At 63.4% G+C, this 24,022-nt stretch carries 24 protein-coding genes and 1 pseudogene; all 25 read left to right on the forward strand.

Annotated features, from left to right (window positions below):
• Positions 1 to 65 precede the first annotated feature (65 nt).
• The 25 genes and pseudogenes from thiE to CG471_RS15665 all read left to right on the forward strand — a co-directional run bounded on the left by thiE (position 66) and on the right by CG471_RS15665 (position 23,201).
• Positions 66 to 758, forward strand: a complete 693-nt coding sequence (gene thiE, locus CG471_RS15545; RefSeq protein WP_010337227.1) for a thiamine phosphate synthase — start codon at positions 66 to 68, stop codon at positions 756 to 758.
• Positions 759 to 833: 75 nt separating this feature from the next.
• Entirely contained in the window at positions 834 to 1,202 is a 369-nt protein-coding gene (locus CG471_RS15550) for a DUF1622 domain-containing protein (RefSeq protein ID WP_099232409.1), read from the forward strand.
• 48 nt (positions 1,203 to 1,250) lie between these two features.
• Positions 1,251 to 2,369, forward strand: a complete 1,119-nt coding sequence (locus CG471_RS15555) for a L,D-transpeptidase (RefSeq protein WP_099232397.1) — start codon at positions 1,251 to 1,253, stop codon at positions 2,367 to 2,369.
• A complete protein-coding gene (locus tag CG471_RS15560) occupies positions 2,366 to 2,932 on the forward strand; it encodes a M23 family metallopeptidase (RefSeq protein WP_099232398.1) in 567 nt (188 codons plus the stop codon). Before CG471_RS15555 ends, CG471_RS15560 begins: the two co-directional genes overlap by 4 nt.
• Before the next feature lie 214 nt (positions 2,933 to 3,146).
• A complete protein-coding gene (gene efp / locus CG471_RS15565; protein WP_004211725.1) occupies positions 3,147 to 3,710 on the forward strand; it encodes an elongation factor P in 564 nt (187 codons plus the stop codon).
• Positions 3,710 to 4,066, forward strand: coding sequence for a hypothetical protein (locus CG471_RS15570; RefSeq protein WP_099232399.1), 357 nt, complete (start codon positions 3,710 to 3,712; stop codon positions 4,064 to 4,066). Before efp ends, CG471_RS15570 begins: the two co-directional genes overlap by 1 nt.
• 36 nt (positions 4,067 to 4,102) lie before the next feature.
• Entirely contained in the window at positions 4,103 to 4,915 is an 813-nt protein-coding gene (locus CG471_RS15575) for an inositol monophosphatase family protein (protein ID WP_004211727.1), read from the forward strand.
• Positions 4,916 to 5,211: 296 nt separating this feature from the next.
• Positions 5,212 to 5,586 (forward strand): NADH-quinone oxidoreductase subunit A, encoded by a 375-nt coding sequence (locus CG471_RS15580; protein ID WP_004211729.1) that lies wholly within the window; start codon positions 5,212 to 5,214, stop codon positions 5,584 to 5,586.
• Entirely contained in the window at positions 5,577 to 6,131 is a 555-nt protein-coding gene (locus CG471_RS15585; RefSeq protein WP_004211730.1) for an NADH-quinone oxidoreductase subunit B family protein, read from the forward strand. Before CG471_RS15580 ends, CG471_RS15585 begins: the two co-directional genes overlap by 10 nt.
• Before the next feature lies 1 nt (position 6,132).
• Positions 6,133 to 6,747: pseudogene (locus CG471_RS15590) on the forward strand (NADH-quinone oxidoreductase subunit C); the annotation flags it as partial.
• 5 nt (positions 6,748 to 6,752) lie between these two features.
• The gene (locus CG471_RS15595; protein WP_099232401.1) at positions 6,753 to 7,988 is read left to right on the forward strand and encodes an NADH-quinone oxidoreductase subunit D; all 1,236 of its coding nucleotides are present in this window, start codon (positions 6,753 to 6,755) and stop codon (positions 7,986 to 7,988) included.
• Entirely contained in the window at positions 7,988 to 8,671 is a 684-nt protein-coding gene (locus CG471_RS15600; RefSeq protein WP_004211734.1) for an NAD(P)H-dependent oxidoreductase subunit E, read from the forward strand. The genes CG471_RS15595 and CG471_RS15600 overlap by 1 nt, the downstream gene beginning before the upstream one ends.
• Entirely contained in the window at positions 8,668 to 10,002 is a 1,335-nt protein-coding gene (gene nuoF, locus CG471_RS15605) for an NADH-quinone oxidoreductase subunit NuoF (RefSeq protein ID WP_004211735.1), read from the forward strand. Before CG471_RS15600 ends, nuoF begins: the two co-directional genes overlap by 4 nt.
• Before the next feature lie 2 nt (positions 10,003 to 10,004).
• A complete protein-coding gene (gene nuoG / locus CG471_RS15610) occupies positions 10,005 to 12,011 on the forward strand; it encodes an NADH-quinone oxidoreductase subunit NuoG (RefSeq protein WP_099232402.1) in 2,007 nt (668 codons plus the stop codon).
• Positions 12,008 to 13,057, forward strand: coding sequence for an NADH-quinone oxidoreductase subunit NuoH (gene nuoH, locus CG471_RS15615; protein WP_099232403.1), 1,050 nt, complete (start codon positions 12,008 to 12,010; stop codon positions 13,055 to 13,057). The genes nuoG and nuoH overlap by 4 nt, the downstream gene beginning before the upstream one ends.
• Entirely contained in the window at positions 13,054 to 13,539 is a 486-nt protein-coding gene (nuoI, locus tag CG471_RS15620; RefSeq protein WP_004211738.1) for an NADH-quinone oxidoreductase subunit NuoI, read from the forward strand. The genes nuoH and nuoI overlap by 4 nt, the downstream gene beginning before the upstream one ends.
• Before the next feature lie 29 nt (positions 13,540 to 13,568).
• Positions 13,569 to 14,180, forward strand: coding sequence for an NADH-quinone oxidoreductase subunit J (locus CG471_RS15625; protein ID WP_004211740.1), 612 nt, complete (start codon positions 13,569 to 13,571; stop codon positions 14,178 to 14,180).
• Positions 14,177 to 14,482 carry an NADH-quinone oxidoreductase subunit NuoK gene (gene nuoK / locus CG471_RS15630; RefSeq protein ID WP_004211745.1) on the forward strand — a complete coding sequence of 102 codons (306 nt, stop codon included), beginning with the start codon at positions 14,177 to 14,179 and terminating at the stop codon, positions 14,480 to 14,482. The genes CG471_RS15625 and nuoK overlap by 4 nt, the downstream gene beginning before the upstream one ends.
• Before the next feature lie 10 nt (positions 14,483 to 14,492).
• Complete coding sequence (gene nuoL, locus CG471_RS15635; protein ID WP_099232404.1) at positions 14,493 to 16,589, forward strand: NADH-quinone oxidoreductase subunit L; 2,097 nt, start codon at positions 14,493 to 14,495, stop codon at positions 16,587 to 16,589.
• A complete protein-coding gene (locus CG471_RS15640; protein ID WP_007714750.1) occupies positions 16,589 to 18,142 on the forward strand; it encodes an NADH-quinone oxidoreductase subunit M in 1,554 nt (517 codons plus the stop codon). Before nuoL ends, CG471_RS15640 begins: the two co-directional genes overlap by 1 nt.
• The gene (gene nuoN / locus CG471_RS15645; RefSeq protein WP_004211750.1) at positions 18,142 to 19,578 is read left to right on the forward strand and encodes an NADH-quinone oxidoreductase subunit NuoN; all 1,437 of its coding nucleotides are present in this window, start codon (positions 18,142 to 18,144) and stop codon (positions 19,576 to 19,578) included. The genes CG471_RS15640 and nuoN overlap by 1 nt, the downstream gene beginning before the upstream one ends.
• The gene (locus CG471_RS15650) at positions 19,575 to 20,288 is read left to right on the forward strand and encodes a biotin--[acetyl-CoA-carboxylase] ligase (RefSeq protein ID WP_099232405.1); all 714 of its coding nucleotides are present in this window, start codon (positions 19,575 to 19,577) and stop codon (positions 20,286 to 20,288) included. The genes nuoN and CG471_RS15650 overlap by 4 nt, the downstream gene beginning before the upstream one ends.
• A 10-nt stretch (positions 20,289 to 20,298) precedes the next feature.
• Entirely contained in the window at positions 20,299 to 21,081 is a 783-nt protein-coding gene (locus CG471_RS15655) for a type III pantothenate kinase (protein WP_099232406.1), read from the forward strand.
• On the forward strand, positions 21,078 to 22,715 hold the full coding sequence (locus tag CG471_RS15660; RefSeq protein ID WP_099232407.1) for a ribonuclease J: 1,638 nt from the start codon (positions 21,078 to 21,080) through the stop codon (positions 22,713 to 22,715). Before CG471_RS15655 ends, CG471_RS15660 begins: the two co-directional genes overlap by 4 nt.
• Positions 22,716 to 22,931: 216 nt before the next feature.
• Positions 22,932 to 23,201: a DUF1467 family protein gene (locus tag CG471_RS15665; RefSeq protein WP_007714730.1), complete on the forward strand. Its 270-nt coding sequence runs from the start codon at positions 22,932 to 22,934 to the stop codon at positions 23,199 to 23,201.
• Positions 23,202 to 24,022 lie beyond the last annotated feature (821 nt).

Here is a 24,022-nt window from a genome sequence, read left to right on the forward strand (position 1 = left end):
TTCAATATGGTGATCGCGGTCATAGCCGCACTTGGCGCGGCCGCGCGAGCGGCTATAAGGCGCGCATGACCGATTTCACTGACGAAGAACTGGCGCTCGACCCCCATTTTGCCGAGCAGTTCGAAAAGGGCTTTCGCCCGGCCTGCCAACTTTATCTGATTTCGCCGCCGGCGATCGACGAGACTTTCGTCGATCAGCTCGCCCAGGCGTTCGACGGCGGCAAGGTCGCCGCCTTCCAGCTGCGCCTCAAAGGGATCGACGATCATGCCATCGCCGCGCTGGCCGGGCCGATCCAGGCGCTCTGTGCCGAGCGTGAGGTCGCCTTCATCATCAATGACAGCATCGGCCTTGCCAAGCGGCTGAACGCCGATGGCGTCCATTTGGGGCAGGAGGATGGCGACCCGCGCGAGGCGCGCAAGCAGCTTGGTCCCAAGGTCCAGATCGGCGTGACCTGTCACGATAGCCGCCATCTGGCGATGGAGGCGGGTGAGGCGGGGGCCGACTATGTCGCCTTCGGTGCCTTCTACCCGACCACCACCAAGGAAACGACGCACCGCGCCGAACCGTCGATCCTGGGCTGGTGGACCACCCTGTTCGAACTGCCCTGCGTCGCGATCGGCGGCATCACGCCGGACAATGCCGCCCCCCTGATCGCAGCCGGGGCCGACTTCCTGGCGGTCAGCGGCACGGTGTGGAATCACCCCGAAGGGCCCAAGGCCGGCGTCGCCGCCTTCGCGTCGGTGCTGGGCGGCGCCTAATCGCGGGTTTATCCCGATAGGCAAAGGGCCGCCACCGGGCCAGCATCCCCCCCAATCGGGCAAGGGATGCTGGGCATGGCGTTGGAAGAATTCGTCCATCAATTGGCGGAATATGTCGCGCTGCTGGTCAATCTGCTGGCGATCCTGGCGATCGCCATCGGCTCGGTTCAGGGCGCGATCGGCCTGACGGGGCTGCTATTGTTCAAGGCGGACGAATCGAAGCTCATGCCGGTCTGGATGAGCTTTGGCCGCTGGGCGGTCGCCGGGCTGAGTTTCCAGCTCGCGGCCGATATCGTCGAAACCAGCATCGCCCCGACCTGGGCGGAAATCGGCAAGCTGGGGGCGATTGCCGCCATCCGCACCTTCCTCAACTATTTCCTCGACCGCGATCTGGAAGCCATACGCGAGCGGGAGAAGGCCAAGGCGGAGGCCGAAGCCATCTGATCGCAGCGGCACAGGCAGCTTTCCGTCGCCTGCTGCGTTGTCTCTTCCATGATATGGGAGAGTATCGCCTTGAAATATCGTCTTCTCGGCCTGCCGCTGCTGTGCGCGGCCTGCAATGTGTCGACCACCGACGCCAATGAAAGCCAGCCAGCAGCGCCAACCAACCAGGCGCCGATCAACCAGACCCAGGCCGCGCCCGATCCCTCGGCCGCCTATGCCTTCCAGGTCGTGGAGGAACCCGGCGGCAAGCCCTGGCAGCCCAGCCAGATATTGCAGGCGCAGGTGGCGCTCGATCGCTGGGGCTTCTCGCCCGGCGTGATCGACGGCAAGGACGGCATGAGCTTCAAGGCGGCCTTGCGCGGCTTCCAGGAGGCGAACAAGCTGCCGGTCACCGGCGACTATGACCAGAAAACCTCGGCCGCACTGCTGGAGGGGGAGGCGAAGCCGACCACCTGGCTGGTGCGCATCCCCGACGGCTTTGCCCGCGGACCCTTCTTCGACATTCCCAAGGGACTGAACAATCAGGCGAGCCTGCCCGCGCTCACCTATCGCAACCTGCTCGAAAAGCTGGCCGAGCGCTTCCACACCACGCCCGAAGTGCTGACCGGCATGAACCCGCCCGATACGAAGGTTGCCGCCGGCGCGACCATCCGCGTGCCGGCGATCGCCAACCAGCCGGTGGCACGGATCGAGGGCGACGAGCGTGGCTGGGGCGAAACGCTCGCCGGCCTCGGCGTCGCCAAGGACCAGCCACAGGCCGACCATCTGGTGGTCGACAAGTCGGAGGGACTGCTCAAGGTCTATGGCGCGGACAACCGCCTGATCGCGCAATTCCCGGTCACCACCGGGTCACAGCATGATCCGCTGCCGTTGGGCGAATGGACGATCAAGGGCGTCAGCCGCAATCCCGACTTCCATTATAATCCCGACCTGTTCTGGGATGCTGCGTCCAAGGACCAGAAGGCGGTGCTGAAACCCGGTCCCAACGGCCCGGTCGGCGTCGTGTGGATCGATCTGTCCAAGGATCATTATGGCATCCATGGCACGCCCGAGCCGCAACTGATCGGCCGCACCGAAAGCCATGGCTGCATCCGCCTCACCAACTGGGATGCCGCGCGGCTGGCGCAGATGGTGAAGAGCGGCGTCAAGGCGAAGTTCCAGGCATGAATGTCCGGCTGTGGGGCGGTGTCGCGTTCGCGCTGCTGCTCTGCATCGCCTTCGCCCGCTATTGCGTGCGGATCGTCCCGGCCGATGCGCCGGTGCGATCCGTTGCATCCGCGCCGCCAACCGTCAGCAACGGCGCGCTGCTGATCCCGGTGGAGGGCGTGCCGGCCTCCGCGCTCACCGATACCTTCGCCCAGGCGCGGGCAGGCGGCGCCCGTCCGCATGATGCGATCGACATCATGGCGGCGCGGGGCAGGGCGGTGCTGGCCGCCGCCGACGGCCGGATCGAGAAGATCTTCTGGAGCGAGGCGGGTGGCCGCACCCTCTATGAGCGCGCGCCCGACGGGCGCACCCTCTATTATTATGCCCATCTCGACAGCTATGCGCCGGGCCTGCACGAAGGGCAGACGGTCCGGCGCGGGCAGGGCATCGCGACCGTGGGCAGCACCGGCAATGCCGATCCCGCCGCGCCGCACCTTCATTTCGCCGTCAACCGCATGGCGCCGGCTGATCCCTGGTATGGTGGCCAGCCGGTCAATCCCTATCCGCTGCTGGTCGGCCAATGACCTGTCCTATCGGCCCGCGATCGGCTATCATCGGGGCCAGCCGCGATCGAAAATTGCTCAAGTAGGAAAGCGAATTTCAAAATGTGCGGGAAATGTGCGAAGTTAAGCGGAAACGCCGCCCTCTTGCCCTTGGCGCCGTCTCGCGGTAAAGGCGCGGCCAGCCTCGCAGAGGCCGGCTCTTTTCCACATTCAGACATATAGGCAGGCTCTTCCCATGAAGATCAGCGGCGTGGACATTCGTCCCGGCAACAATATCGAATATGAGGGTGGCCTGTGGCGCGCCGTCAAGATTCAGCACACCCAGCCCGGCAAGGGCGGCGCCTATATGCAGGTGGAGCTGAAGAACCTGATCGATGGCCGCAAGAACAATGTCCGCTTCCGCTCGGCCGAGAGCGTCGAGCGCATTCGCCTCGACACCAAGGATTTCCAGTATCTCTACCCCGAGGGTGACATGCTGGTGTTCATGGACACCGAAACCTATGACCAGATCAACCTGCCGATGGACCTGGTCGGCGATGCCGCCGCCTTCCTGCAGGACGGCATGATGGTCATGCTGGAAATGTATGAGGAACGTCCGATCAGCGTCCAGCTGCCCGAGACGGTCGAAGCGACCATCGTCGAAGCCGACGCCGTGGTGAAGGGCCAGACCGCATCGGCCAGCTACAAGCCGGCGATCCTCGACAATGGCGTCCGCGTCATGGTTCCGCCGCACATCGTCACCGGCACGCGCATCGTGGTCGATGTCTATGAGCGCGAATATGTGAAGCGGGCCGACTGATGCGGTTCGGGCGCAGCACGGCATTGGCCGCCATCCTCGCGATCGGCGCCCTGCCGGCTGCGCTCCCTGCCCAGACGGTCAACAAGCCGTCCAAGGCGCAGATCGACAGTGCGGCCTATGTGCTGCAGGTCATCAGCAGCGCGCTGGAGTCGAAGGACGTCGAGCAGCCGGTCAAGACCGCGCTGTTCGAATGCCTCTACAGCAATTCGCTGTCGCAGATCAGTGCGGCGACCGACAAGGTGATCGCCGGCAATCCGGGCAAGGTGAACCGCAAGGATCCCTCGCAGATGCTGGCGGTGATCGCCGGCACCTGTGGCTATCGTCCGGCTGCCGCCAAGCCCGCCCCCAAGAAATAAAGCAAAGGCCGCCCACCGGGGCGGCGGAGATTTTACATGGTATCCCATTCCGGCCTTCTCACCGTCATGGAACGCGCCGCCCGCAAGGCCGGCTCCAAGCTGCGCCGCGACTTCGGCGAGGTCGAGCATCTGCAGGTGTCGCGCAAGGGGCCGGCGGACTTCGTGTCCAAGGCCGACAAGCAGGCTGAACAGACGCTGGTCGAGGAATTGCAGAAGGCGCGTCCCGACTGGGGCTTCCTGCTGGAAGAGGGTGGGGTGATCGAGGGTGATCCCAACAAGCCGCGCTGGATCATCGATCCGCTCGACGGCACCACCAACTTCCTGCACGGCATCCCGCACTTCGCCATCTCGATCGCGGTCGAGGAGCCTTTGTTCGGCGGCAAGCGCGAAGTGACCTCGGGCCTGATCTATCAGCCGGTCACCGACGAAAGCTATTGGGCGGAAAAGAATCGTGGCGCATGGCGTCATGACCAGCGTCTGCGCGTCTCGGCCCGCCGTGACCTCGCCGACTGCCTGATCGCCACCGGCATCCCGTTCATGGGTCATGGCAACATGGCCGAATGGACCCGCATCTTCGGTGCGGTGGCGCCTTCGGTCGCTGGCCTGCGTCGCTTCGGTGCCGCCTCGCTCGACCTCGCCCATGTCGCCTCGGGTCGCTATGACGGCTTCTGGGAAAGCGGCCTCCAGCCCTGGGACGTGGCGGCCGGCATCCTGATGGTGCGCGAGGCCGGCGGCTTCGTCAGCGACTTCCGTGGTGGCGACCAGATGATCGACCGCAAGGAAGTGATCGCCGGCAATGACGCGACCCACAGCAAGCTGCACAAGCTGGTGGCAGGGGCGCTGCGCTAAGCGCCTGGCCGCGATTGGGGGGAGGCGCTCCGCGCTTCTGCCGATGGCGTGAATCAGGCTCTGCTAAGCTTCTGATTTAAGAGCAAAGGGCGTCGGCCCACCGCGGCGAGTCTTCGGGCTTCCAAAGGTGGTCCGGCGCCTGTTTTTTTGTGTCTGCGGCAATCGTCTCTTGCGCTTTTGGTAACGCGATCAAGCCTTTGCAATTGTTGCGAATCATTCTCACAGGTTCGCCCCTTGCTTCGCATATGCAGCAGGCCTAAAGGCCCCCCAGAACAATTTTCGCCCAGGGGATTCCATTGGTCGATCTCAGCCAATATCTGCCGATCCTGATCTTTCTCGGGATCGCTCTGCTGCTCTCCAGCACCTTCGTCTTCTTGCCGATGCTGGTTGGCCGCCTGACCGGTGCGCACAAGCCCGATCCTGCCAAGCTGTCCGAATATGAATGCGGCTTCCCCGCATTTGAAGAGCCGCGCAGCCAGTTCGACGTGCGTTTCTACCTTGTCGCCATCCTGTTCATCATTTTCGACCTGGAAGCGGCATTCCTCTTTCCCTGGGCGGTGAGCCTTGACCAGATCGGCTGGGCCGGCTGGGCGACGATGATGATCTTCATAGCGGAGCTGGTGCTCGGCCTCGTCTATGCGTGGAAGAAGGGAGCACTCGATTGGGAGTAGAACTGACCAGCCCCATTCCCGGCACCATGCCGCCGATGGGGACGCAGCCCGACCAGGACTTCTTCAACGCGCTCAGCAGTGAAGTCAGCGACAAGGGCTTCCTTGTCACCTCGACCGAGGAACTGTTCCAGTGGGCCCGTACGGGTTCGCTGTGGTGGATGACCTTCGGTCTGGCCTGCTGCGCCGTGGAGATGATCCACGTCAACATGCCGCGCTACGACATGGAGCGCTTCGGCGCTGCGCCGCGCGCGTCTCCGCGCCAGTCGGACGTGATGATCGTCGCGGGCACGCTGTGCAACAAGATGGCGCCGGCGCTCCGCAAGGTCTATGACCAGATGTCCAACCCGAAATATGTGATTTCGATGGGCAGCTGCGCCAATGGCGGTGGTTACTACCACTATAGCTATTCGGTCGTCCGTGGCTGTGACCGCATCGTGCCGGTCGACATCTATGTGCCGGGCTGCCCGCCCACCGCCGAAGCTCTGCTCTACGGCATCATGCAGCTGCAGCGGAAGATCCGCCGGATCGGGACGATTGAGCGTTAATATGGGCCATTCTGCACCCAAGATCGTGAACCCCGAAGGGATCGCCGAGGAAATCGGCGCCCTGCTGGGTTCGATGCTGATCGAAACTATCGATCATGCCGGCGAGCTGACCTTCGTTGTCGCGCGCGACGACCTGGCCAATGCCATGGTCGCGCTGCGCGACATGGCGCATTACCAGCAGCTGATGGAAATCGCCGGCGTCGACTATCCGGAACGTCCGGACCGGTTCGAGGTCGCCTATCACCTGCTCAGCGTCACGCGGAACCACCGCGTCCGCGTCAAGGTGTCGACCGACGAGGATACGCCGGTGCCGACCGTCACGCACCTCTGGCCGGTGGCCGGCTGGCTGGAGCGCGAAGTGTTCGACATGTATGGCGTCATCTTCGACGGCAATACCGACCTGCGTCGCATCCTGACCGACTATGGCTTCAAGGGCCATCCGCAGCGCAAGGACTTCCCGCTGACCGGCTATGTCGAGCTGCGCTATTCCGAAGAAGACAAGCGCGTCGTCTATGAGCCGGTGAAGCTGGCCCAGGACTTCCGCAGCTTTGACTTCATGTCGCCCTGGGAAGGCGCGCAATACGTGCTTCCGGGCGACGAAAAGGCGGAGGGCAAAGCCTGATGTCCGACTATCTCGAAAAGATGGATCATGTCACCGATGCGGCCGACCCGGCCTATGGTGACACGGAAATCCAGAACTACACGATCAACTTCGGTCCGCAGCACCCTGCGGCGCACGGCGTTCTGCGTCTGGTCATGGAACTGGACGGCGAGATCGTCGAGCGCTGCGACCCGCATGTCGGCCTGCTGCACCGCGGCACGGAAAAGCTGATCGAGCACAAGACCTATATGCAGGCGCTGCCCTATTTCGACCGGCTGGACTATTGTTCGCCGCTCGGCATGGAGCATAGCTATGTTCTGGCGGTCGAAAAGCTGCTGGACCTGGAAGTGCCGCTGCGCGCGCAATATCTGCGCGTGTTCTTCGCGGAACTGACCCGCATCTGCAATCACATGCTGAACCTGGGTTCGCACGTCATGGACGTCGGCGCGATGACGCCGAACCTGTGGCTGTTCGAAATCCGCGAGGACTGCCTCAACTTCTTCGAGCGCGCGTCGGGCGCCCGCATGCACTCGGCCTATTTCCGGCCGGGTGGCGTCCATCAGGACGTGCCGCTCAAGCTGCTGACCGACATCGCCGACTGGCTCGACACCCGTCTGCCGCGCCTGTTCGAGGACGCGATGAGCCTGGTTGTCGACAACCGCATCTTCAAGCAGCGCAATGTCGACATCTCGATCGTCAGCAAGGAAGATGCGCTGAAGTGGGGCTTCTCCGGCCCGATGCTGCGTGGTTCGGGCATCGCCTGGGACATCCGCAAGGCGCAGCCCTACGACGTCTATGACCGCATGGAATTCGACGTTCCGGTCGGCACCGCCTATGACTGCTATGACCGTTTCATGGTCCGCGTCGAGGAAGTGCGCCAGTCCGCGCGCATCATGAAGCAGTGCCTCAGCGAAATGCCCGAAGGGCCGATCGCCAGCTTCGACCGCAAGGTCTCCCCGCCCAAGCGCGGCGAGATGAAGCGGGACATGGAAGCGCTGATCCACCACTTCAAACTCTATACCGAGGGCTTCCACGTCCCCGCGGGCGAAGTCTATGTGGCGACCGAAAGCCCGAAGGGTGAATTCGGCGTCTATCTGGTCAGCGATGGCTCCAACAAGCCCTATCGCTGCAAGATCCGCCCGACCGCCTTCAGCCATCTGCAGGCGATGGACTTCATGATGAAGGGCCACATGCTGGCCGATACAACCGCTGTACTGGGCGCGATGGACATCGTGTTCGGAGAATGTGACCGATAATGGCTGACGCAGTTCATATCCCCGATGAGGCCGAAACCCGCGCGCGCTGGGGCGCGTTCGAGTGGACGCCCGAAAATGCCGAGCAGGCCAAGAAGGTCATCGCGCGCTATCCCGCCGGTCGCCAGCAGTCGGCCGTGATGCCGCTGCTCGATCTGGCCCAGCGTCAGGTCGGTGCCGAAACCCAGACCAATGGCTGGCTGCCGGTCCCGGTCATGGAATATATCGGGCGTCAGCTCGATATGCCGTACATGCGCGTCTATGAGGTCGCGACCTTCTACACCATGTACAATCTCGCGCCGGTCGGCCGCTACCATGTGCAGGTCTGCGGCACGACGCCGTGCATGCTGCGCGGGTCGGACGATGTCTTTGCCGCGTGCAAGAACAAGGGCCTGGTCAAGGGCGGCACGACCCCCGACGGCCTGTTCACCCTCAATGAGGTCGAATGCCTTGGTGCCTGCGCCAACGCGCCGATGGTCCAGATCAACGACGATAATTTCGAAGATCTGACCTACGACAGCACCATCGCCATCCTGGAAACGCTGGCCGCCGGCGGCCAGCCCAAGATCGGCCCGCAGATCGATCGCCAGACCAGCGCGCCGGAAGGTGGCCCGACCACCCTCAAGGAGATGGTCGGCGAAAATCACGACTATCGCGGTCAATGGAACGAAGGAGCGACGGCATGACCGATGCACCCGCACCGGCCCCCTTCGTCGGGCCGCTGTCCGACAAGGACCGCATCTTCACCAACGTCCACGGCTTCCAGGATTGGGGCGTCGATGCCGCGATGAAGCGTGGCGATTGGGACAATACCAAGAAGCTGATGGAAATCGGCCAGGACGCGATCATCGATACCATCAAGGCGTCGAACCTGCGCGGCCGCGGTGGCGCCGGCTTCCCGACCGGCATGAAGTGGAGCTTCATGCCCAAGGAAAGCAAGGACGGCCGTCCCAGCTTCCTCGTCATCAACGCTGACGAATCCGAACCGGGTTCGTGCAAGGACCGCGAAATCATCCGCCACGATCCGCACAAGCTGATCGAAGGCGCGCTGATCGCCGGTTTCGCGATGCGGGCGCGTGCCGCCTACATCTATATCCGCGGCGAATTCATCTATGAGGCGAAGGTGCTCTTCGCCGCCGTCGAGCAGGCCTATGAAAAGGGCTTCATCGGCAAGAATGCCTGCGGTTCGGGCTATGATTTCGACGTGTTCGTCCATCGTGGCGCCGGCGCTTACATCTGTGGCGAGGAAACCGCCCAGATCGAAAGCATCGAGGGCAAGAAGGGCCAGCCCCGCCTGAAGCCGCCTTTCCCGGCCGGCGCGGGCCTCTATGGCTGTCCGACCACCGTGAACAACGTGGAATCGATCGCGGTTGCGCCGACGATCCTGCGTCGTGGCGCCGCCTGGTTCAACGGCTTTGGCCGTGAAAATAACCGCGGCACCAAGCTGTTCCAGATCAGCGGTCATGTGAACAAGCCCTGCGTCGTCGAGGAATCGATGTCGATCCCGTTCCGCGAACTGATCGATCGCCATTGCGGCGGCATCCGTGGCGGCTGGGACAATCTGCTCGCGGTCATTCCGGGCGGGTCGTCGGTGCCGCTGGTTCCTGCGAAGGAAATCATGGACGCACCGATGGACTTTGACGGTCTGCGCGCGCTGGGCTCGGGCCTGGGCACCGCCGCCGTCATCGTCATGGACAAGTCGACCGACATCGTCCGCGCCATTTCGCGTCTCTCCTACTTCTACAAGCATGAGAGCTGCGGCCAGTGTACGCCGTGCCGCGAAGGCACCGGCTGGATGTGGCGCGTCATGGAGCGTCTGCGCACCGGCGACGCCGACCAGAGCGAAATCGACATGCTGTTCCAGGTGACCAAGCAGGTTGAAGGCCACACCATCTGCGCGCTTGGCGACGCAGCGGCATGGCCGATCCAGGGGCTGATCCGGCACTTCCGTCCGGAAATCGAGCGCCGGATCAACGAGAACAAGGGTAGTGCCCCCGTCATGGAGGCAGCGGAGTAACCATGCCGAAGGTCAAAGTAGACGGCGTAGAACTCGAAGTCCCGGCGGGCGCCACAGTCCTCCAGGCTTGCGAGCAGGCGGGGAAGGAAATCCCCCGTTTCTGCTATCATGAGCGCCTTTCCATCGCCGGCAATTGCCGCATGTGCCTGGTCGAGGTGAAGCCTGGGCCGCCCAAGCCGCAGGCTTCGTGCGCGCTTCCGGCCACCGAAGGCCAGGAAATCCGCACCGACAGCGAAATGGTCAAGAAGGCCCGCGAAGGGGTGATGGAGTTCCTGCTCATCAACCACCCGCTGGATTGCCCGATCTGCGACCAGGGTGGCGAGTGCGACCTGCAGGACCAGTCGGTCGCCTATGGCCGTGGTTCGTCGCGCTATGACGAGAATAAGCGCGCCGTCACCGAGAAGAATATGGGGCCGATCGTCAAGACGGTCATGACCCGCTGCATCCAGTGTACCCGTTGCGTGCGCTTTGCAGAGGAAGTCGCGGGCGTGCCGGAAATCGGCGCCATCTATCGCGGCGAAAATATGCAGATCACCACCTATCTCGAACATGCCGCCAAGAGCGAGCTGTCGGGTAATGTGGTCGATCTCTGCCCGGTCGGCGCGCTGACCGCCAAGCCCTACGCTTTCGAAGCGCGCCCGTGGGAACTCAAGAAGACCCATGCGATCGACGTGATGGACGCGCTCGGTACCAACATCCGCCTCGACAGCCGTGGTCGTCAGGTGCTGCGCGCCGTGCCGCGCATCAATGACGACGTGAACGAGGAGTGGGCGTCGGACAAGACCCGGCACAATGTCGACGGTCTGGTCCGCAAGCGCCTCGACAAGCCGTTCGTCCGCAAGGATGGCAAGCTGGTGCCGGCGACCTGGGCGGAAGCCTTCGCTGCCGTCGCCGCCGTCCAGCATGGCGGCAGCGTCGCGGCGATCGCCGGTGACCTGCTCGACTGCGAAACCATGTTCGCCGGCAAGGCGTTGGTCGAAAAGCTTGGCGGTTCGCTGCTGGAAGGCCGTCAGACCGGCCTGTCCTACGACGTGTCGAGCCTGTCGTCGGTGGTGTTCAACACGCCGCTCGCCGATCTCGAAACCGCGGACGTCATCCTGCTGGTCGGCACCAACCTGCGCTGGGAAGCGCCGCTGGTGAACACCCGCATCCGCAAGGCGATCAAGAAGGGCACGAAGGTCTTCGCCGTCGGTCCCGAATTCGACCTGACCTACAAGGTCGAATGGCTGGGCAATGACGCGTCGCTGCTGGCCAAGCTGCCGGACGCCGTGCTCGAAGCCTTCAAGGGCGCTGCCCGTCCGGCGATGATCGTCGGCGGCGGCGTGCTGGCCAAGGACGGCGCGCATGGCGACACGCTGGCGCTGGTCGATACGCTGGGCCTGATCAAGGACGGCTGGAACGGTTACAACGTCCTGCACTTCGCTGCGGCCCGCATGGGCGGCCTGATGCTGGGCTATGCGACCAAGGGCGGCATCAAGGCGGTGGCTGCGGCCGCGCCGAAGCTGCTCTTCTCGCTGGGTGCCGACGAAGTCGACTATTCGGCCTTCGAAACCAGCTTCAAGGTCTATGTCGGCCATCATGGTGACAAGGGTGCTCACGCGGCGGACGTGATCCTGCCGGGCGCAAGCTATGCCGAAAAGGCCGGCACCTACGTCAACCTGGAAGGCCGGGTGCAGTTCGGTGAAAAGGCCGTGTTCGCGCCGGGCGATGCCCGCGAGGACTGGTCGATCCTGCGTGCCCTGTCGGAAGCGCTGGGCGCCAAGCTGCCGTTCGACAGCTTCGACGCGCTGCGCGCCGAAATGGTCAAGGCGGTTCCCGCGCTGGGCGTCGAAGGTATCGCCGACTATGGTTGGTCGGTCCCGTCGCTGCCCACCGGAGCGACCGGCGAGCTGGGTTCGCCGATCAAGGATTTCTACCTCACCAACGCGATCTGCCGCGCCAGCCCGACGATGCAGCAATGCTCGGCCGAGCTGATCCATGGTGAAAGCTTCGCGGAGGCCGCAGAGTGACCGCTTTCTTCCAAGGCCTTGGCCTGCCTTTCGAGGGCGCCTGGCTGCTTTCGACCATTATCGGTATCCTGGTCATCGCCCTGCCGCTGATGCTGGCCGTCGCCATGATCATCTATGCCGACCGCAAGATCTGGGCGGCCATGGCGCTGCGCCGTGGTCCCAACGTCGTCGGCCCGCTGGGCCTGCTTCAGTCCTTCGCGGACGGCCTCAAGGTCTTCCTGCAGGAAACCATCGTTCCTTCGGCGTCGAACAAGGCCCTGTTCCTAATCGCGCCGATCATCACCTTCACCGTGGCGCTGATGGCCTGGGCCGTCATCCCCTTCGGCGTCGGCGTGATGGTGTCGAACGTCAATGTCGGCCTGCTCTACATCCTCGCCATCTCGTCGCTCGGCGTCTACGGCGTGGTGCTGGCGGGCTGGGCGTCCAACTCCAAATATCCTTTCTACTCCGCGATCCGCGCCAGCGCGCAGATGATCAGCTATGAAGTCTCGATCGGCTTCATCCTGATCACCGTCGTGCTGTGGGCCGGCAGCTTCAACATGTCGGCGATCGTGGAAAGCCAGAAGGGCTATTATGGCTTCCTCAACGGCAACGGCTTCAACCCGCTGCTGTTCCCGATGGCGATCATGTTCCTGATTTCGGCCATGGCGGAAACGGCGCGCGCGCCGTTCGACCTGACCGAAGCGGAATCCGAACTGGTCGCGGGTTACCAGACCGAATATTCGTCGATGGCCTTCGCCCTGTTCTGGCTCGGCGAATATGCCAACGTCATCCTGATGTGCGGCCTCAACGCGATCCTGTTCTGGGGTGGCTATCTGCCGCCGTTCGACTGGGCGCCGCTGTACATGGTGCCGGGTATCATCTGGTTCCTGCTCAAGATCGCCTTCTTCTTCTTCGTCTTCTCCTGGGTGAAGGCGACGGTGCCCCGCTACCGTTATGACCAGCTGATGCGGCTGGGCTGGAAGATCTTCCTGCCGACCTCGCTCTTCTTCGTCTTCCTGGTTTCGGGCTTCCTCATGCTGACGCGCTATGGAGGCGCACAATGAGCCTCGGTTACTACGTCAAAAGCTTCACCCTCTGGGAGTTCGTGAAGGCGCACTGGCTGACCTTGAAGTATTTCTTCAAGCCCAAGGCGACGATCAACTACCCGTACGAGAAGAACCCGATTTCGCCGCGTTTCCGTGGTGAACATGCGCTGCGTCGCTATCCCAATGGGGAAGAGCGCTGCATCGCGTGCAAGCTGTGCGAGGCCATTTGTCCGGCGCAGGCGATCACCATCGAGGCGCAGCCGCGCGACGATGGCAGCCGCCGCACCACGCGCTACGACATCGACATGACCAAGTGCATCTATTGCGGCTTCTGCCAGGAAGCCTGCCCGGTCGATGCGATTGTCGAGGGCCCGAACTTCGAGTTCGCGACCGAAACCCGCGAGGAGCTGATCTACGACAAGGCCAAGCTCCTGGAAAACGGTGACAAGTGGGAGCGTGCCATCGCTGCCAATCTTGCTGCCGATGCCCCCTATCGTTAAGCCGCCGGCGTCAAAGGGAATATGAACCTGTGATCCACGTCCTCGCCTTTTACCTGTTCGCCATTCTGGTGGTGAGCAGCGGCGCGCTCACGATATTGTCGCGCAACCCGGTCCACTCGGTCCTCTGGCTGATCCTGGCCTTCTTCAACGCTGCCGGTCTGATGATCCTGCTCGGCGCCGAATTCATCGCGATGCTGCTTGTCATCGTCTATGTCGGCGCGGTCGCGGTGCTGTTCCTGTTCGTCGTCATGATGCTCGACATCGACTTCGCCGAACTGCGCGCCGGCTTCGTCAGCTATCTGCCGTTCGGCCTGCTGATCGCGCTGGTGCTGCTGGCGGAAATCGTCCTGGGCATCGGCCTGTGGAGCGCCGGTCCGATCGAACTCGCGCAGCGTGCGGCCCCGGCCAATCCGGAACTTTCCAACATCCAGGCGATCGGCGGCATTCTCTACACCCGCTACATCTTCCTGTTCGAGGCGGCGGGTATCGTCCTGCTGGTCGCGATGATCGGCGCCATCGTGCTGACCCATCGTGCCCGTGGCGGCGTCCGTGGTCAGAATGTTGCCAAGCAGAACCGCCGTCGTCCGCAGGACGCCGTGCGCAACATCAATCAGCCCGTGGGGCAGGGGGTGGAGCTGTGATCGGCCTTCAACATTATATGGTGGTCAGCGCCATCCTCTTCGTGATGGGGGTGCTCGGCATCTTCATCAACCGCAAGAATGTCATCATCATCCTGATGGCGATCGAGCTGATCCTCCTCAGCGTGAACATCAACCTCGTCGCCTTCAGCGCCTTCCTGGGCGATCTGGTGGGCCAGGTCTTCTCGATGTTCGTGCTGACCGTCGCGGCGGGTGAAGCGGCCATCGGCCTCGCCATCCTCGTCATTTACTTCCGTGGTCGCGGCACCATCGCCGTCGACGATGTCAACCGGATGAAGGGCTGAGCCAAATCCCATGATCCAGCTTATCGTCCTTCTCCCGCTGCTCGCCGCAGCCATCGCCGGCCTGGGCAACAAGGCCCTGGGCAAGATCCCGGCGAAGATCGTCACGACTGGCGCGCTGTTCGCAGCCTGCGCCATGTCCTGGCCGATCTTCATCAGCTTCCTGACCGGCCATGCCGAACCCTATGTCGCGCCCGTCTTCACCTGGATCGAAAGCGGCAGCTTCGACGCCCAGTGGGCGTTGCGGGTCGACACCATGACGGCGGTCATGCTGGTGGTCATCACCAGCGTGTCCAGCCTCGTCCACCTCTATAGCTGGGGCTATATGGACGAAGAGCCGGATCAGCCGCGCTTCTTCGCCTATCTTTCGCTCTTCACCTTCGCGATGCTGATGCTCGTGACCGCGAACAATCTGCTGCAGATGTTCTTCGGTTGGGAAGGCGTGGGTCTGGCCTCCTACCTGCTGATCGGTTTCTGGTTCCGTAAGCCTTCGGCCAACGCGGCCGCGATCAAGGCGTTCGTCGTCAATCGCGTCGGCGACCTTGGCTTCATGATGGGCATTTTCGGCACCTATCTGGTGTTCAACACCATCTCGATCCCGGAAATCCTGGAAATGGCCCCGTCGATGGCGGGTTCGACCATCGGCTTCCTGGGTCACCGCTTCGACACCATGACCGTGCTCTGCCTGCTGCTGTTCATCGGCGCGATGGGCAAGTCGGCGCAGCTCGGCCTTCACACCTGGCTTCCCGACGCGATGGAAGGCCCGACCCCGGTGTCGGCGCTGATCCACGCGGCCACCATGGTCACCGCCGGCGTCTTCATGGTCTGCCGTCTGTCGCCGATGTTCGAAATGTCGCCGACCGCGCTGACCGTGGTCACCTATGTCGGTGCCGCCACCTGTCTGTTCGCCGCCACCGTCGGCACCGTGCAGACCGACATCAAGCGCGTCATCGCCTATTCGACCTGTTCGCAGCTGGGCTACATGTTCTTTGCGGCCGGTTGCGGCGCCTATGGCGCGGCGATGTTCCACCTCTTCACCCACGCCTTCTTCAAGGCGCTGCTGTTCCTGGGCGCCGGCTCGGTCATCCATGCGATGCACCATGAGCAGGACATGCGCTACTATGGTGGCCTGCGTAAGAAGATCCCCGTGACCTTCTGGACCATGACGCTCGGCACTCTCGCCATCACGGGCGTTGGCCTGCCGCTCGTCGGCGTCGGCTTCGCCGGCTTCTATTCGAAGGACGGCATTCTCGAAGCGGCCTTCGCGTCGGGCGGTGCGGGCATCGGTGCCTATTATGTCGGCGTGTTCGCCGCGCTGCTGACCAGCTTCTACAGCTGGCGCCTGGTCTTCCTGACCTTCTTCGGCAAGCCGCGCTGGACCCAGTCGGAACATATCCAGCATGCCCTCCATGACTCCCATGGGCACGACGATCACGGCCACGGCCATGACGATCACGCCCATGCCGGCCATGGTCATGACGATCATGCCCACGCGCACGCCGATCATGGCCATGACCATCATGCCCATGATGCTGGTGACGGCACCGGTGGCTATCACCCGCATGAAAGCGGCCTGGTCATGCTGATCCCGCTGCTCGTGCTCAGCCTGGGCGCCGTGTTCGCCGGCTTCGTCTTCCACGACCAGTTCATTGGTCCGGAAGGGGGCATCGAGTTCTGGAAGGGCGCCCTGGCGTTCGACAGCCACCTGATGCACGCCGCGCATGAAGTGCCGACCTGGGTCAAGTTCGGTCCGTTCACCGTGATGCTGACCGGCCTGGTCATTGCCTGGCTCGCCTACATCAAGAACACCGACTGGCCGCAGCGCTTCGTCGCCACCTTCGGCGCCCTGCACCAGTTCCTGCTGAACAAGTGGTATTTTGACGAGCTGTACAACTTCCTGTTCGTCAAGCCCGCCTTCGCCATCGGCCGCTTCTTCTGGCAGTTCGGTGACGTCGGCTTCATCGACCGCTTCGGCCCCAACGGGCTGGCTGCTCTGGTCGTGCAGGGCAACAAGATCACCCGTCGGCTTCAGTCCGGCTACCTCTACACCTATGCGCTGGTGATGCTGATTGGCCTCGCCGCGGCTGCAACCTGGGCGATGACACGATAATGGACGGCTTCCCCATCCTCTCCCTGATGATGGCAGTGCCGATGGCTGGTGCCATCGCCTGCCTCTTCGCTGGCGCCAATAATGCGCGCTGGATTGCGCTGATCGCCACGCTGGTCGATCTGGTCCTGGGCATCGTCCTGTGGGTCAATTTCGATCAGTCGGGCGCCGGCGCCCAGTGGCAGTTCACCGAATATGCGCCGATCTTCGGCCGCTTCGCGTGGGCGCTCGGGATCGACGGCATCGCCTTGCTGCTGATCGCGCTGACCGTGTTCCTGATGCCGATCTGCATCGGCGCCAGCTGGAACGCGATCAACAAGCGCGTCGGCGAATATATGGCGGCGTTCCTGTTCATGGAGGTGCTGATGATCGGCGTCTTCACCGCGCAGGATCTCTACCTCTTCTACATCATGTTCGAAGCCGGCCTGATCCCGATGTATCTGATCATCGGTATCTGGGGTGGTGCGAACCGTATCTACGCCTCGTACAAATTCTTCCTCTACACGCTGCTCGGCTCGGTCCTGATGCTGATCGCGATGATGTGGATGGTGCATGAGGCCGGCACGACCCGCATTCCCGACCTGATGGCCTACAACTTCGATCCGAAGATCCAGATCTGGCTGTTCCTGGCCTTCTTCGCCAGCTTTGCGGTGAAGATGCCGATGTGGCCGGTCCACACCTGGCTGCCCGACGCGCACGTTCAGGCGCCGACCGCCGGTTCGGTCATCCTGGCAGGCGTGCTGCTGAAGATGGGTGGCTACGGCTTCATCCGCTTCTCGCTGCCGATGTTCCCGGAAGCCTCGGCGCAGCTCGCGCCCTGGGTCTGGGGCCTGTCGATGGTCGCCGTCGTCTATACCAGCCTCATCGCGCTGGTTCAGTCGGACATGAAGAAGCTGATCGCCTATTCGTCGGTCGCGCACATGGCGATCGTCACCATCGGCCTGTTCGCCTTCAACCAGGCGGGCCTGGAAGGCGCGATGATGGTCATGCTGGGCCACGGCCTGGTGTCGGGCGCGCTGTTCCTCTGTGTCGGCGTCATCTATGACCGCCTGCACACCCGTGAGATCAACCGCTATGGTGGCCTCGCGATCAACATGCCGCGCTACGCCGTGCTGTTCCTGCTCTTCACCATGGCGTCGGTCGGTCTGCCGGGCACCAGCAACTTCGTCGGCGAATTCCTGTCGCTGATGGGCATCTATCAGGTTTCGACCTGGGCGGCGCTGATCTGTACCACCGGCATCATCCTGGGTGCGGCCTATATGCTCTACCTCTATCGCCGCATCTGCTACGGCGATCAGGTGAACGCCGATGCCGCCGCCATGCCCGACCTGTCGGCGCGTGAAATCTGGCTGCTCGCCCCGATTGCCGCGGCGGTGCTCTGGATGGGCGTCTATCCGGAAAGCTTCCTGGCCCCGATGCGTCCCGACATCCGCGCGCTCGAAGCGCGTCTCGCCCCTGCGGCTCCCGCAGGAGATTCCCAGATCAAGATGGGTGCGCCCAAGCCGGTAGGCGAGGGCCATCATGAAGAAGCCGCTGCGCACGGGGAGGCGCACTAATGATCGAAACCGCTTCCCTTCTGGCCGTACTGCCGGAACTCATCCTCACCGGCTCCGGCCTGGTGCTGATGCTGATCGCTGCCTTTGGTGGTGACCGCTCGACCCATGCCGTCAACTGGCTGGCAGTGCTTGCGCTGCTCGCCGCCGGCCTCAGCCTCTGCACCTCGATGGCGCATGGCCCGGTCGCGTTTGACGGCCTGGTCCGTGCCGACGCCTTCTCGGTCTATGCCAAGGCGCTGATCTATGGCGCGGCCGGTGCGGCCATCCTGCTGGCGCCGCGCTTCTTCGCCACCGGCGGCGCGCTGCGTCCCGAATATGCCGTCCTGATCGTCTTTGCCGCCATCGGCATGGGCATGATGGTCTCGGCCGGCGACATGCTGACGCTCTATGTCGGCCTGGAAATGAACAGCCTCGCATCCTACGTGCTGGCCAGCTTCATGCGCCAGGACGAAAAATCGTCGGAAGCGGGCCTGAAATATTTCGTGCTCGGTTCGCTGGCCAGCGGCATCCTGCTCTACGGCATCTCGCTGCTGTACGGCTTCACCGGTTCGACCGCGTTCGACGGCATTGCCATTGCCATGGGTGACGGCGTGTCGAAGGGCGAGCTGTTCGGTCTGGTCTTCGTGCTCGCGGGCCTTGCCTTCAAGATCAGCGCCGTGCCGTTCCACATGTGGACGCCCGACGTCTATGAAGGTGCGCCGACCCCGGTCACCGCCTTCTTCGGCAGCGCGCCCAAGGTCGCCGCCATGGGCCTGATGGTCCGCGTCGCGATCGAAGCGCTCGGCCCGGCCGGTCTCGACTGGCAGCAGATCATCATCTTCGTTGCGCTCGCGTCGATCCTGTTCGGTGCGGTCGCGGCGATCGGCCAGACCAGCATCAAGCGTCTGATGGCCTATTCGTCGATCAACAATGTCGGCTTCGCGCTGGTCGGCCTCGCCGCCGGCACGCCCGCCGGTGTTGCCGCGACGATGAGCTACATGGCCATCTATGTCGTCATGACCATCGGCGCCTTCGCCTGCATCCTTCAGATGCGGGATGCCGACGGCAAGCCGGTCGACACGATTGCCAGCCTCGCCGGCCTGTCGCAGTCGCGCAAGGGCCTGTCGGCCGCCTTCGCGATCTTCATGTTCTCGATGGCCGGTATCCCGCCGCTGTTCGGCTTCTGGGCGAAGTTCCTGGTGTTCGATGCCGCGGTTGCCGCCAACCTGACCGCGCTCGCCGCCTTCGGCATCGCCATGTCGGTGATCGGCGCCTTCTATTATCTCAAGATCATCAAGACGATCTATTTCGACGAGCCGGCCGCGCCCTATGAGGCGAAGGGCGGGGCGGTCGAAAACATCATCATGGCCGCCTGCGCCATCGTGATCGTCTTCGGTTATCTGCTCAACCCGCTGCTGGACAAGGCCAGCGCGGCTGCGGCGGCTTCGCTGTTCTGACGCAGTTCCGCACCGTAGAAGAAACCGGCTCCACCAATGCCGACATGCTGGCATTGGCGGAGCAGGGTGAAACCGAGGGCCTCTGGCTGCGCGCAAAGCGACAGTCCGGAGGCCGCGGTCGTTTGGGCCGGGCGTGGGAAAGCCCGGTCGGCAATCTCTATTGCTCGACCCTGATCCGGCTGCAGCCGGGCGACCCGATGGCGCACACGCTGGCGCTGGTCGCGGCGAACGCCGTCCATGCGCTGGTCGCGCCGCTCTGTGCCGGACAGGCGCGGATCAAATGGCCCAATGACATATTGGTCGATGGCGCGAAGATCGCCGGCATCCTGCTGGAACGCACCGGCGATGCCGTGGTGGTCGGCATCGGCATCAACGTCACCCATTTCCCGCAAGGCCTCGACCGTCCGGTCACCAGCCTCGCAGCCCAGGGCGCGGACGGGGAGGGAGCGGACGCCGCCGCGCTGCTGGCGCGTCTCGCCCAGCTTTTCGCCCATTGGCTGGCGATCTGGCGTGCCCAGGGGCTTGATCCGGTACGCACCCATTGGCTGCTCAACGCCCATCCGACCGGCACGCCGATGCGTGTCGTCCAGCCCGACGGCGACGTGGTGGAGGGCGGCTTCGGCACGCTCGACAGCCAGGGCATGTTGATCCTGCGCTTGGCGAATGGCGACACCCGTGCCATTCATGCCGGCGATATCTTTCTCATCTGAGGGTTCGGCCATGCTTCTCGCGATCGACGCGGGCAACACCAATGTCGTTTTCGCGCTGCTCGACGGGCGTGAGATCAGGACGCGCTGGCGCATCGCCACCGACCCGCGCCGCACGGCTGACGAATATGCGGTGTGGCTGAACCAGCTCTTGATGCTGGAAGGCTATGCCATGGCCGATGTCGACGCGGTGATCGTCGCCACGGTCGTGCCGCGCGCGCTCCATAATCTTCAGGTGCTGGCCGACAAATATTTCAAGACCACCGCGCTGGTCGCGGGCCAGGGGCTGGTCGACTGGGGCATCGAACTGGACGTGGCCGAACCCGCCTCGGTCGGTGCCGACCGGGTTGTAAACGCGATCGCGGCTCACCATCTTTATGATGGCGACCTGATCGTCATCGATTTCGGCACGGCGACCACCTTCGACGTGGTGGATTATCGCGGCGCCTATAAGGGCGGCATCATCGCGCCGGGCATCAACCTGTCGCTCGATGCGCTGGTGGCAGCCGCGGCCAAGCTGCCCCGCATCGCGATCGCCCCGCCGGAGAACCGATCGGTTATCGGTCGGACTACCGCCGACGCCATGCTGATCGGCGTCTTCTGGGGCTATGTGGCGATGATGGAGGGGCTGGTCGCCCGGATGCGGGCCGAGATCGGCCGCCCGACCAAAGTGATTTCGACCGGAGGACTCGCTGTCCTCTTCAATGACAATAGCGATATTTTCGATGCGATCGCGCCCGACCTGACGATCCAGGGCCTCGCATTGCTGTACGAACGGAGTTTACAGACAGAATGACACCCAAGGACGAGCTGCTCTTCCTGGCCCTTGGCGGCTCGGGCGAGATCGGCATGAACGTCAATCTTTATGGTTGCCAGGGCAAATGGGTCATGGTCGATCTCGGCCTGACCTTTGCCGACCCGCTTTATCCCGGCGTCGAGCTGGTGCTGCCCGATCTTGCCTTCATCGAGGAGCGCAAGGACGACCTGCTCGGCATCGTGCTGACCCATGGCCATGAAGACCATATCGGCGCCATCCCCTATCTGGCGGCGGATCTGGGCGTGCCGCTCTATGCCACGCCCTTCACCGCCGGCCTGATCCGGCTGAAGCTGGAGGAAGAGGGCCTGACCAAGGAGGTGAAGCTCCACGTCATCGAGAATGAGGGCAGCTTCAATCTCGGCCCGTTCGGCTTCCGCTACGTGCCGCTGGCCCATTCGATCCCGGAGGGCAATGCTGTCCTGATCGACACGCCGCACGGCCGCATCTTCCACACCGGCGACTGGAAGCTGGACTCAGCCCCGCTGCTCGGCCAGCCCTCCACGCCGGAAGAACTGACCGCGATTGGTGACGAGGGCGTGCTGGCTCTGGTGTGCGACAGCACCAATGTCTTCAATCCAGAACCATCGGGTTCTGAAAGCACCGTGCGCGATGGCCTGATGCAGACCGTCGCGGCAGCCAAGGGCCGCGTGCTGGTCACCACCTTCGCCTCCAACGCCGCGCGCGTGCAGACGCTGGGCGAGGTTGCGGCCGCCACCGGGCGCAAGCTGTGCGTCGCCGGTCGCTCGCTCGACCGCATCATTAGCACCGCCAAGGCCGCCGGCTATCTCAAGGATTTCCCGCCGCTGGTCGACTGGGACGATGCGATGGACCTGCCCCGCTCGGAAGTGATGTTCATCGCCACCGGCGGCCAGGGCGAGGCGCGCGCCGCCCTGTCGCGCATCGCCTTTGACAGCCACCCGATCAAGCTGGCCGAAGGCGACACCGTCGTCTTTTCGTCCAAGCAGATTCCGGGCAATGAAATCGCGATCGGCCGCATCCAGAATGCGCTGGCGACCAAGGGCATCATCATGGTGACCGACCGCCAGGCCGAGGTCCATGTCTCGGGCCATCCGGGCCGTCCGGAACTCGAATCCATGTATCGCTGGATCCGCCCCGCCATCCTGCTGCCGGTCCATGGCGAGCGCCGCCACATGGCGGAGCAGGCGCGGCTTGGCCTCGCCACCGGCATCCCCGATGCGGTGGTCCAGTCCAACGGCGACCTGCTGCGCCTGGCGCCGGGCAAGCCGACGATCATCGGGCATGAGGATACCGGCCGTCTGGTCCTCGACGGCGACGTCATCCTGCCGGCCGACGGCGCGACCATGAACGAGCGGCGCAAGCTCGGCCTGCACGGCCAGATCAGCGTCGCCGTGGCGCTCGATGCCAAGAACCGGCTGATCGGCGAACCCGTGCTGCGCACCCAGGGCGTGCCGGTGGAGGAAGACAAGGATGCCTTCCTCGCCGAAGCGGCCGAGGAAGCGGCGGCCGCCGTCGCCAAGGGATCGATGGAGCAGGAAGCCCTGCGCGAACGCCTGCGCCTCGCCGTGCGCCGCACCGCGACCCGCTGGACCGGCAAGAAGCCGATCGTCGACGTACTGCTGATCCGCGGATGATTTAGGCCAGAGTGCCGTTCGCGTCCGACCTTCGGGCAGATGCGGACGGCGCTTTCGCGCGTAGCCGGAAACATCTGGAGCGAGATGACGGCATGGGTTGATCTCATATCATCTCGCTCTAGGCTCGGGCAGATCAAAGTTGAATCGTCATGGCAATCGAAGCGCCGCAATGACGGGAGAGGGTAGGGGCATGCGCTGCAATAACGGGCGGGCCGGATGAACTGGTACGCGATCTTCGCCATCTATGTGCTGTTCTGGGTGATCAGCGCCTTCCTCGTCCTGCCCTTTGGCCTGCGCACGCCCGACGAGACGGGCGAGCTACTGCTGAAGGGCCAGGCGGACAGCGCCCCCAGCAACTTCCGCCCCGGCCGCGTCATGCTGCGCGCGACCCTGCTCTCGGCTGTCCTGTTCGGCCTCTATTATGCCAATTATGTGCAGGGCTGGGTCACGATCGACAATATCCCCGGCCTCCATCCGCCACGCTGAGCGGGGATGACGGAGTTGGGTGGATTTTAGTCAGTCAGCTTTTGGAGACATTACCGGCGATAGCTGACGCTCCGCGAAGAAAAATCGACCGGCAGCAATCGCCCCAATAGCAGACTTGAAGCCACATCTGCTAAGGTTGCTGCATGTGGCCTCTTTCCGTTGCTCGCGCCGAGTTTGGCGATCACCCCCATGCGCTACGGACATGGGTGCGAGGTCGATTACCGTTCTTCCTTTTACGCATGGGTGTCGCAGGTTTTGGGCGAGACTGCGATGGGCTTGGTGCAACTCATAACTGGCACAATCTCGACAACGTATACAGCCGCTGTATCTTTTGCGGACAAGAACGTGAAGGGCAGCTTTGGCAGGTCTCGCCCTATGCAGGCGCTACGGTCTGGCACGATCTGAACAACGGCATCTCGGCTCGCCGGAAGGGCGGTTAACATCAGATTTCGTCATTCGGCGTCCGGCATACCACACAAAAGAGTGGCCGGTTTCCAGGTCCAGGATTATCTGCAGGAGTGACCAAAAATGGTCGCTGGCTTCCATCCCCATCCCGTCATGCCGGGCTTGACCCGGCATCCCGCTTTTCTTGCTTTGCGAGCGCGCCCCGACCAAGGCCGCGCTCCCTCTGTCCTATTCGGCCCGTTCATGATCTAATCCAGCCATGAACAGCCGTTTCTCTCGCAAACATGTCTAGGCCGTAAACTCATAAAAAGCCTTGAGGATTGGCGATTGGCGTGATTCAGAGGCCTCCAGAGTTGGAGGGCTTGATGGCACGGCGGCGGTACGAACTGACAGATCGGGAATGGGCGATTATCGAG

The sequence above is a fragment of the Sphingobium sp. IP1 genome, from assembly GCF_002708645.1.
GTDB lineage: Bacteria > Pseudomonadota > Alphaproteobacteria > Sphingomonadales > Sphingomonadaceae > Sphingobium > Sphingobium yanoikuyae.

Excerpts from the sequence above, each read along its gene's own strand:
- CG471_RS15665 (WP_007714730.1), top strand. The coding sequence starts at position 22,932 with ATGAACTGGTACGCGATCTTCGCCATCTATGTGCTGTTCTGGGTGATC.
- CG471_RS15560 (WP_099232398.1), top strand. The coding sequence starts at position 2,366 with ATGAATGTCCGGCTGTGGGGCGGTGTCGCGTTCGCGCTGCTGCTCTGC.
- nuoI (WP_004211738.1), top strand. The coding sequence starts at position 13,054 with ATGAGCCTCGGTTACTACGTCAAAAGCTTCACCCTCTGGGAGTTCGTG.
- thiE (WP_010337227.1), top strand. The coding sequence starts at position 66 with ATGACCGATTTCACTGACGAAGAACTGGCGCTCGACCCCCATTTTGCC.
- CG471_RS15660 (WP_099232407.1), top strand. The coding sequence starts at position 21,078 with ATGACACCCAAGGACGAGCTGCTCTTCCTGGCCCTTGGCGGCTCGGGC.
- CG471_RS15575 (WP_004211727.1), top strand. The coding sequence starts at position 4,103 with ATGGTATCCCATTCCGGCCTTCTCACCGTCATGGAACGCGCCGCCCGC.
- nuoL (WP_099232404.1), top strand. The coding sequence starts at position 14,493 with ATGATCCAGCTTATCGTCCTTCTCCCGCTGCTCGCCGCAGCCATCGCC.
- CG471_RS15640 (WP_007714750.1), top strand. The coding sequence starts at position 16,589 with ATGGACGGCTTCCCCATCCTCTCCCTGATGATGGCAGTGCCGATGGCT.
- nuoN (WP_004211750.1), top strand. The coding sequence starts at position 18,142 with ATGATCGAAACCGCTTCCCTTCTGGCCGTACTGCCGGAACTCATCCTC.
- CG471_RS15570 (WP_099232399.1), top strand. The coding sequence starts at position 3,710 with ATGCGGTTCGGGCGCAGCACGGCATTGGCCGCCATCCTCGCGATCGGC.
- CG471_RS15595 (WP_099232401.1), top strand. The coding sequence starts at position 6,753 with ATGTCCGACTATCTCGAAAAGATGGATCATGTCACCGATGCGGCCGAC.
- efp (WP_004211725.1), top strand. The coding sequence starts at position 3,147 with ATGAAGATCAGCGGCGTGGACATTCGTCCCGGCAACAATATCGAATAT.
- CG471_RS15555 (WP_099232397.1), top strand. The coding sequence starts at position 1,251 with ATGATATGGGAGAGTATCGCCTTGAAATATCGTCTTCTCGGCCTGCCG.
- CG471_RS15655 (WP_099232406.1), top strand. The coding sequence starts at position 20,299 with ATGCTTCTCGCGATCGACGCGGGCAACACCAATGTCGTTTTCGCGCTG.
- CG471_RS15600 (WP_004211734.1), top strand. The coding sequence starts at position 7,988 with ATGGCTGACGCAGTTCATATCCCCGATGAGGCCGAAACCCGCGCGCGC.
- nuoG (WP_099232402.1), top strand. The coding sequence starts at position 10,005 with ATGCCGAAGGTCAAAGTAGACGGCGTAGAACTCGAAGTCCCGGCGGGC.
- CG471_RS15550 (WP_099232409.1), top strand. The coding sequence starts at position 834 with ATGGCGTTGGAAGAATTCGTCCATCAATTGGCGGAATATGTCGCGCTG.
- nuoF (WP_004211735.1), top strand. The coding sequence starts at position 8,668 with ATGACCGATGCACCCGCACCGGCCCCCTTCGTCGGGCCGCTGTCCGAC.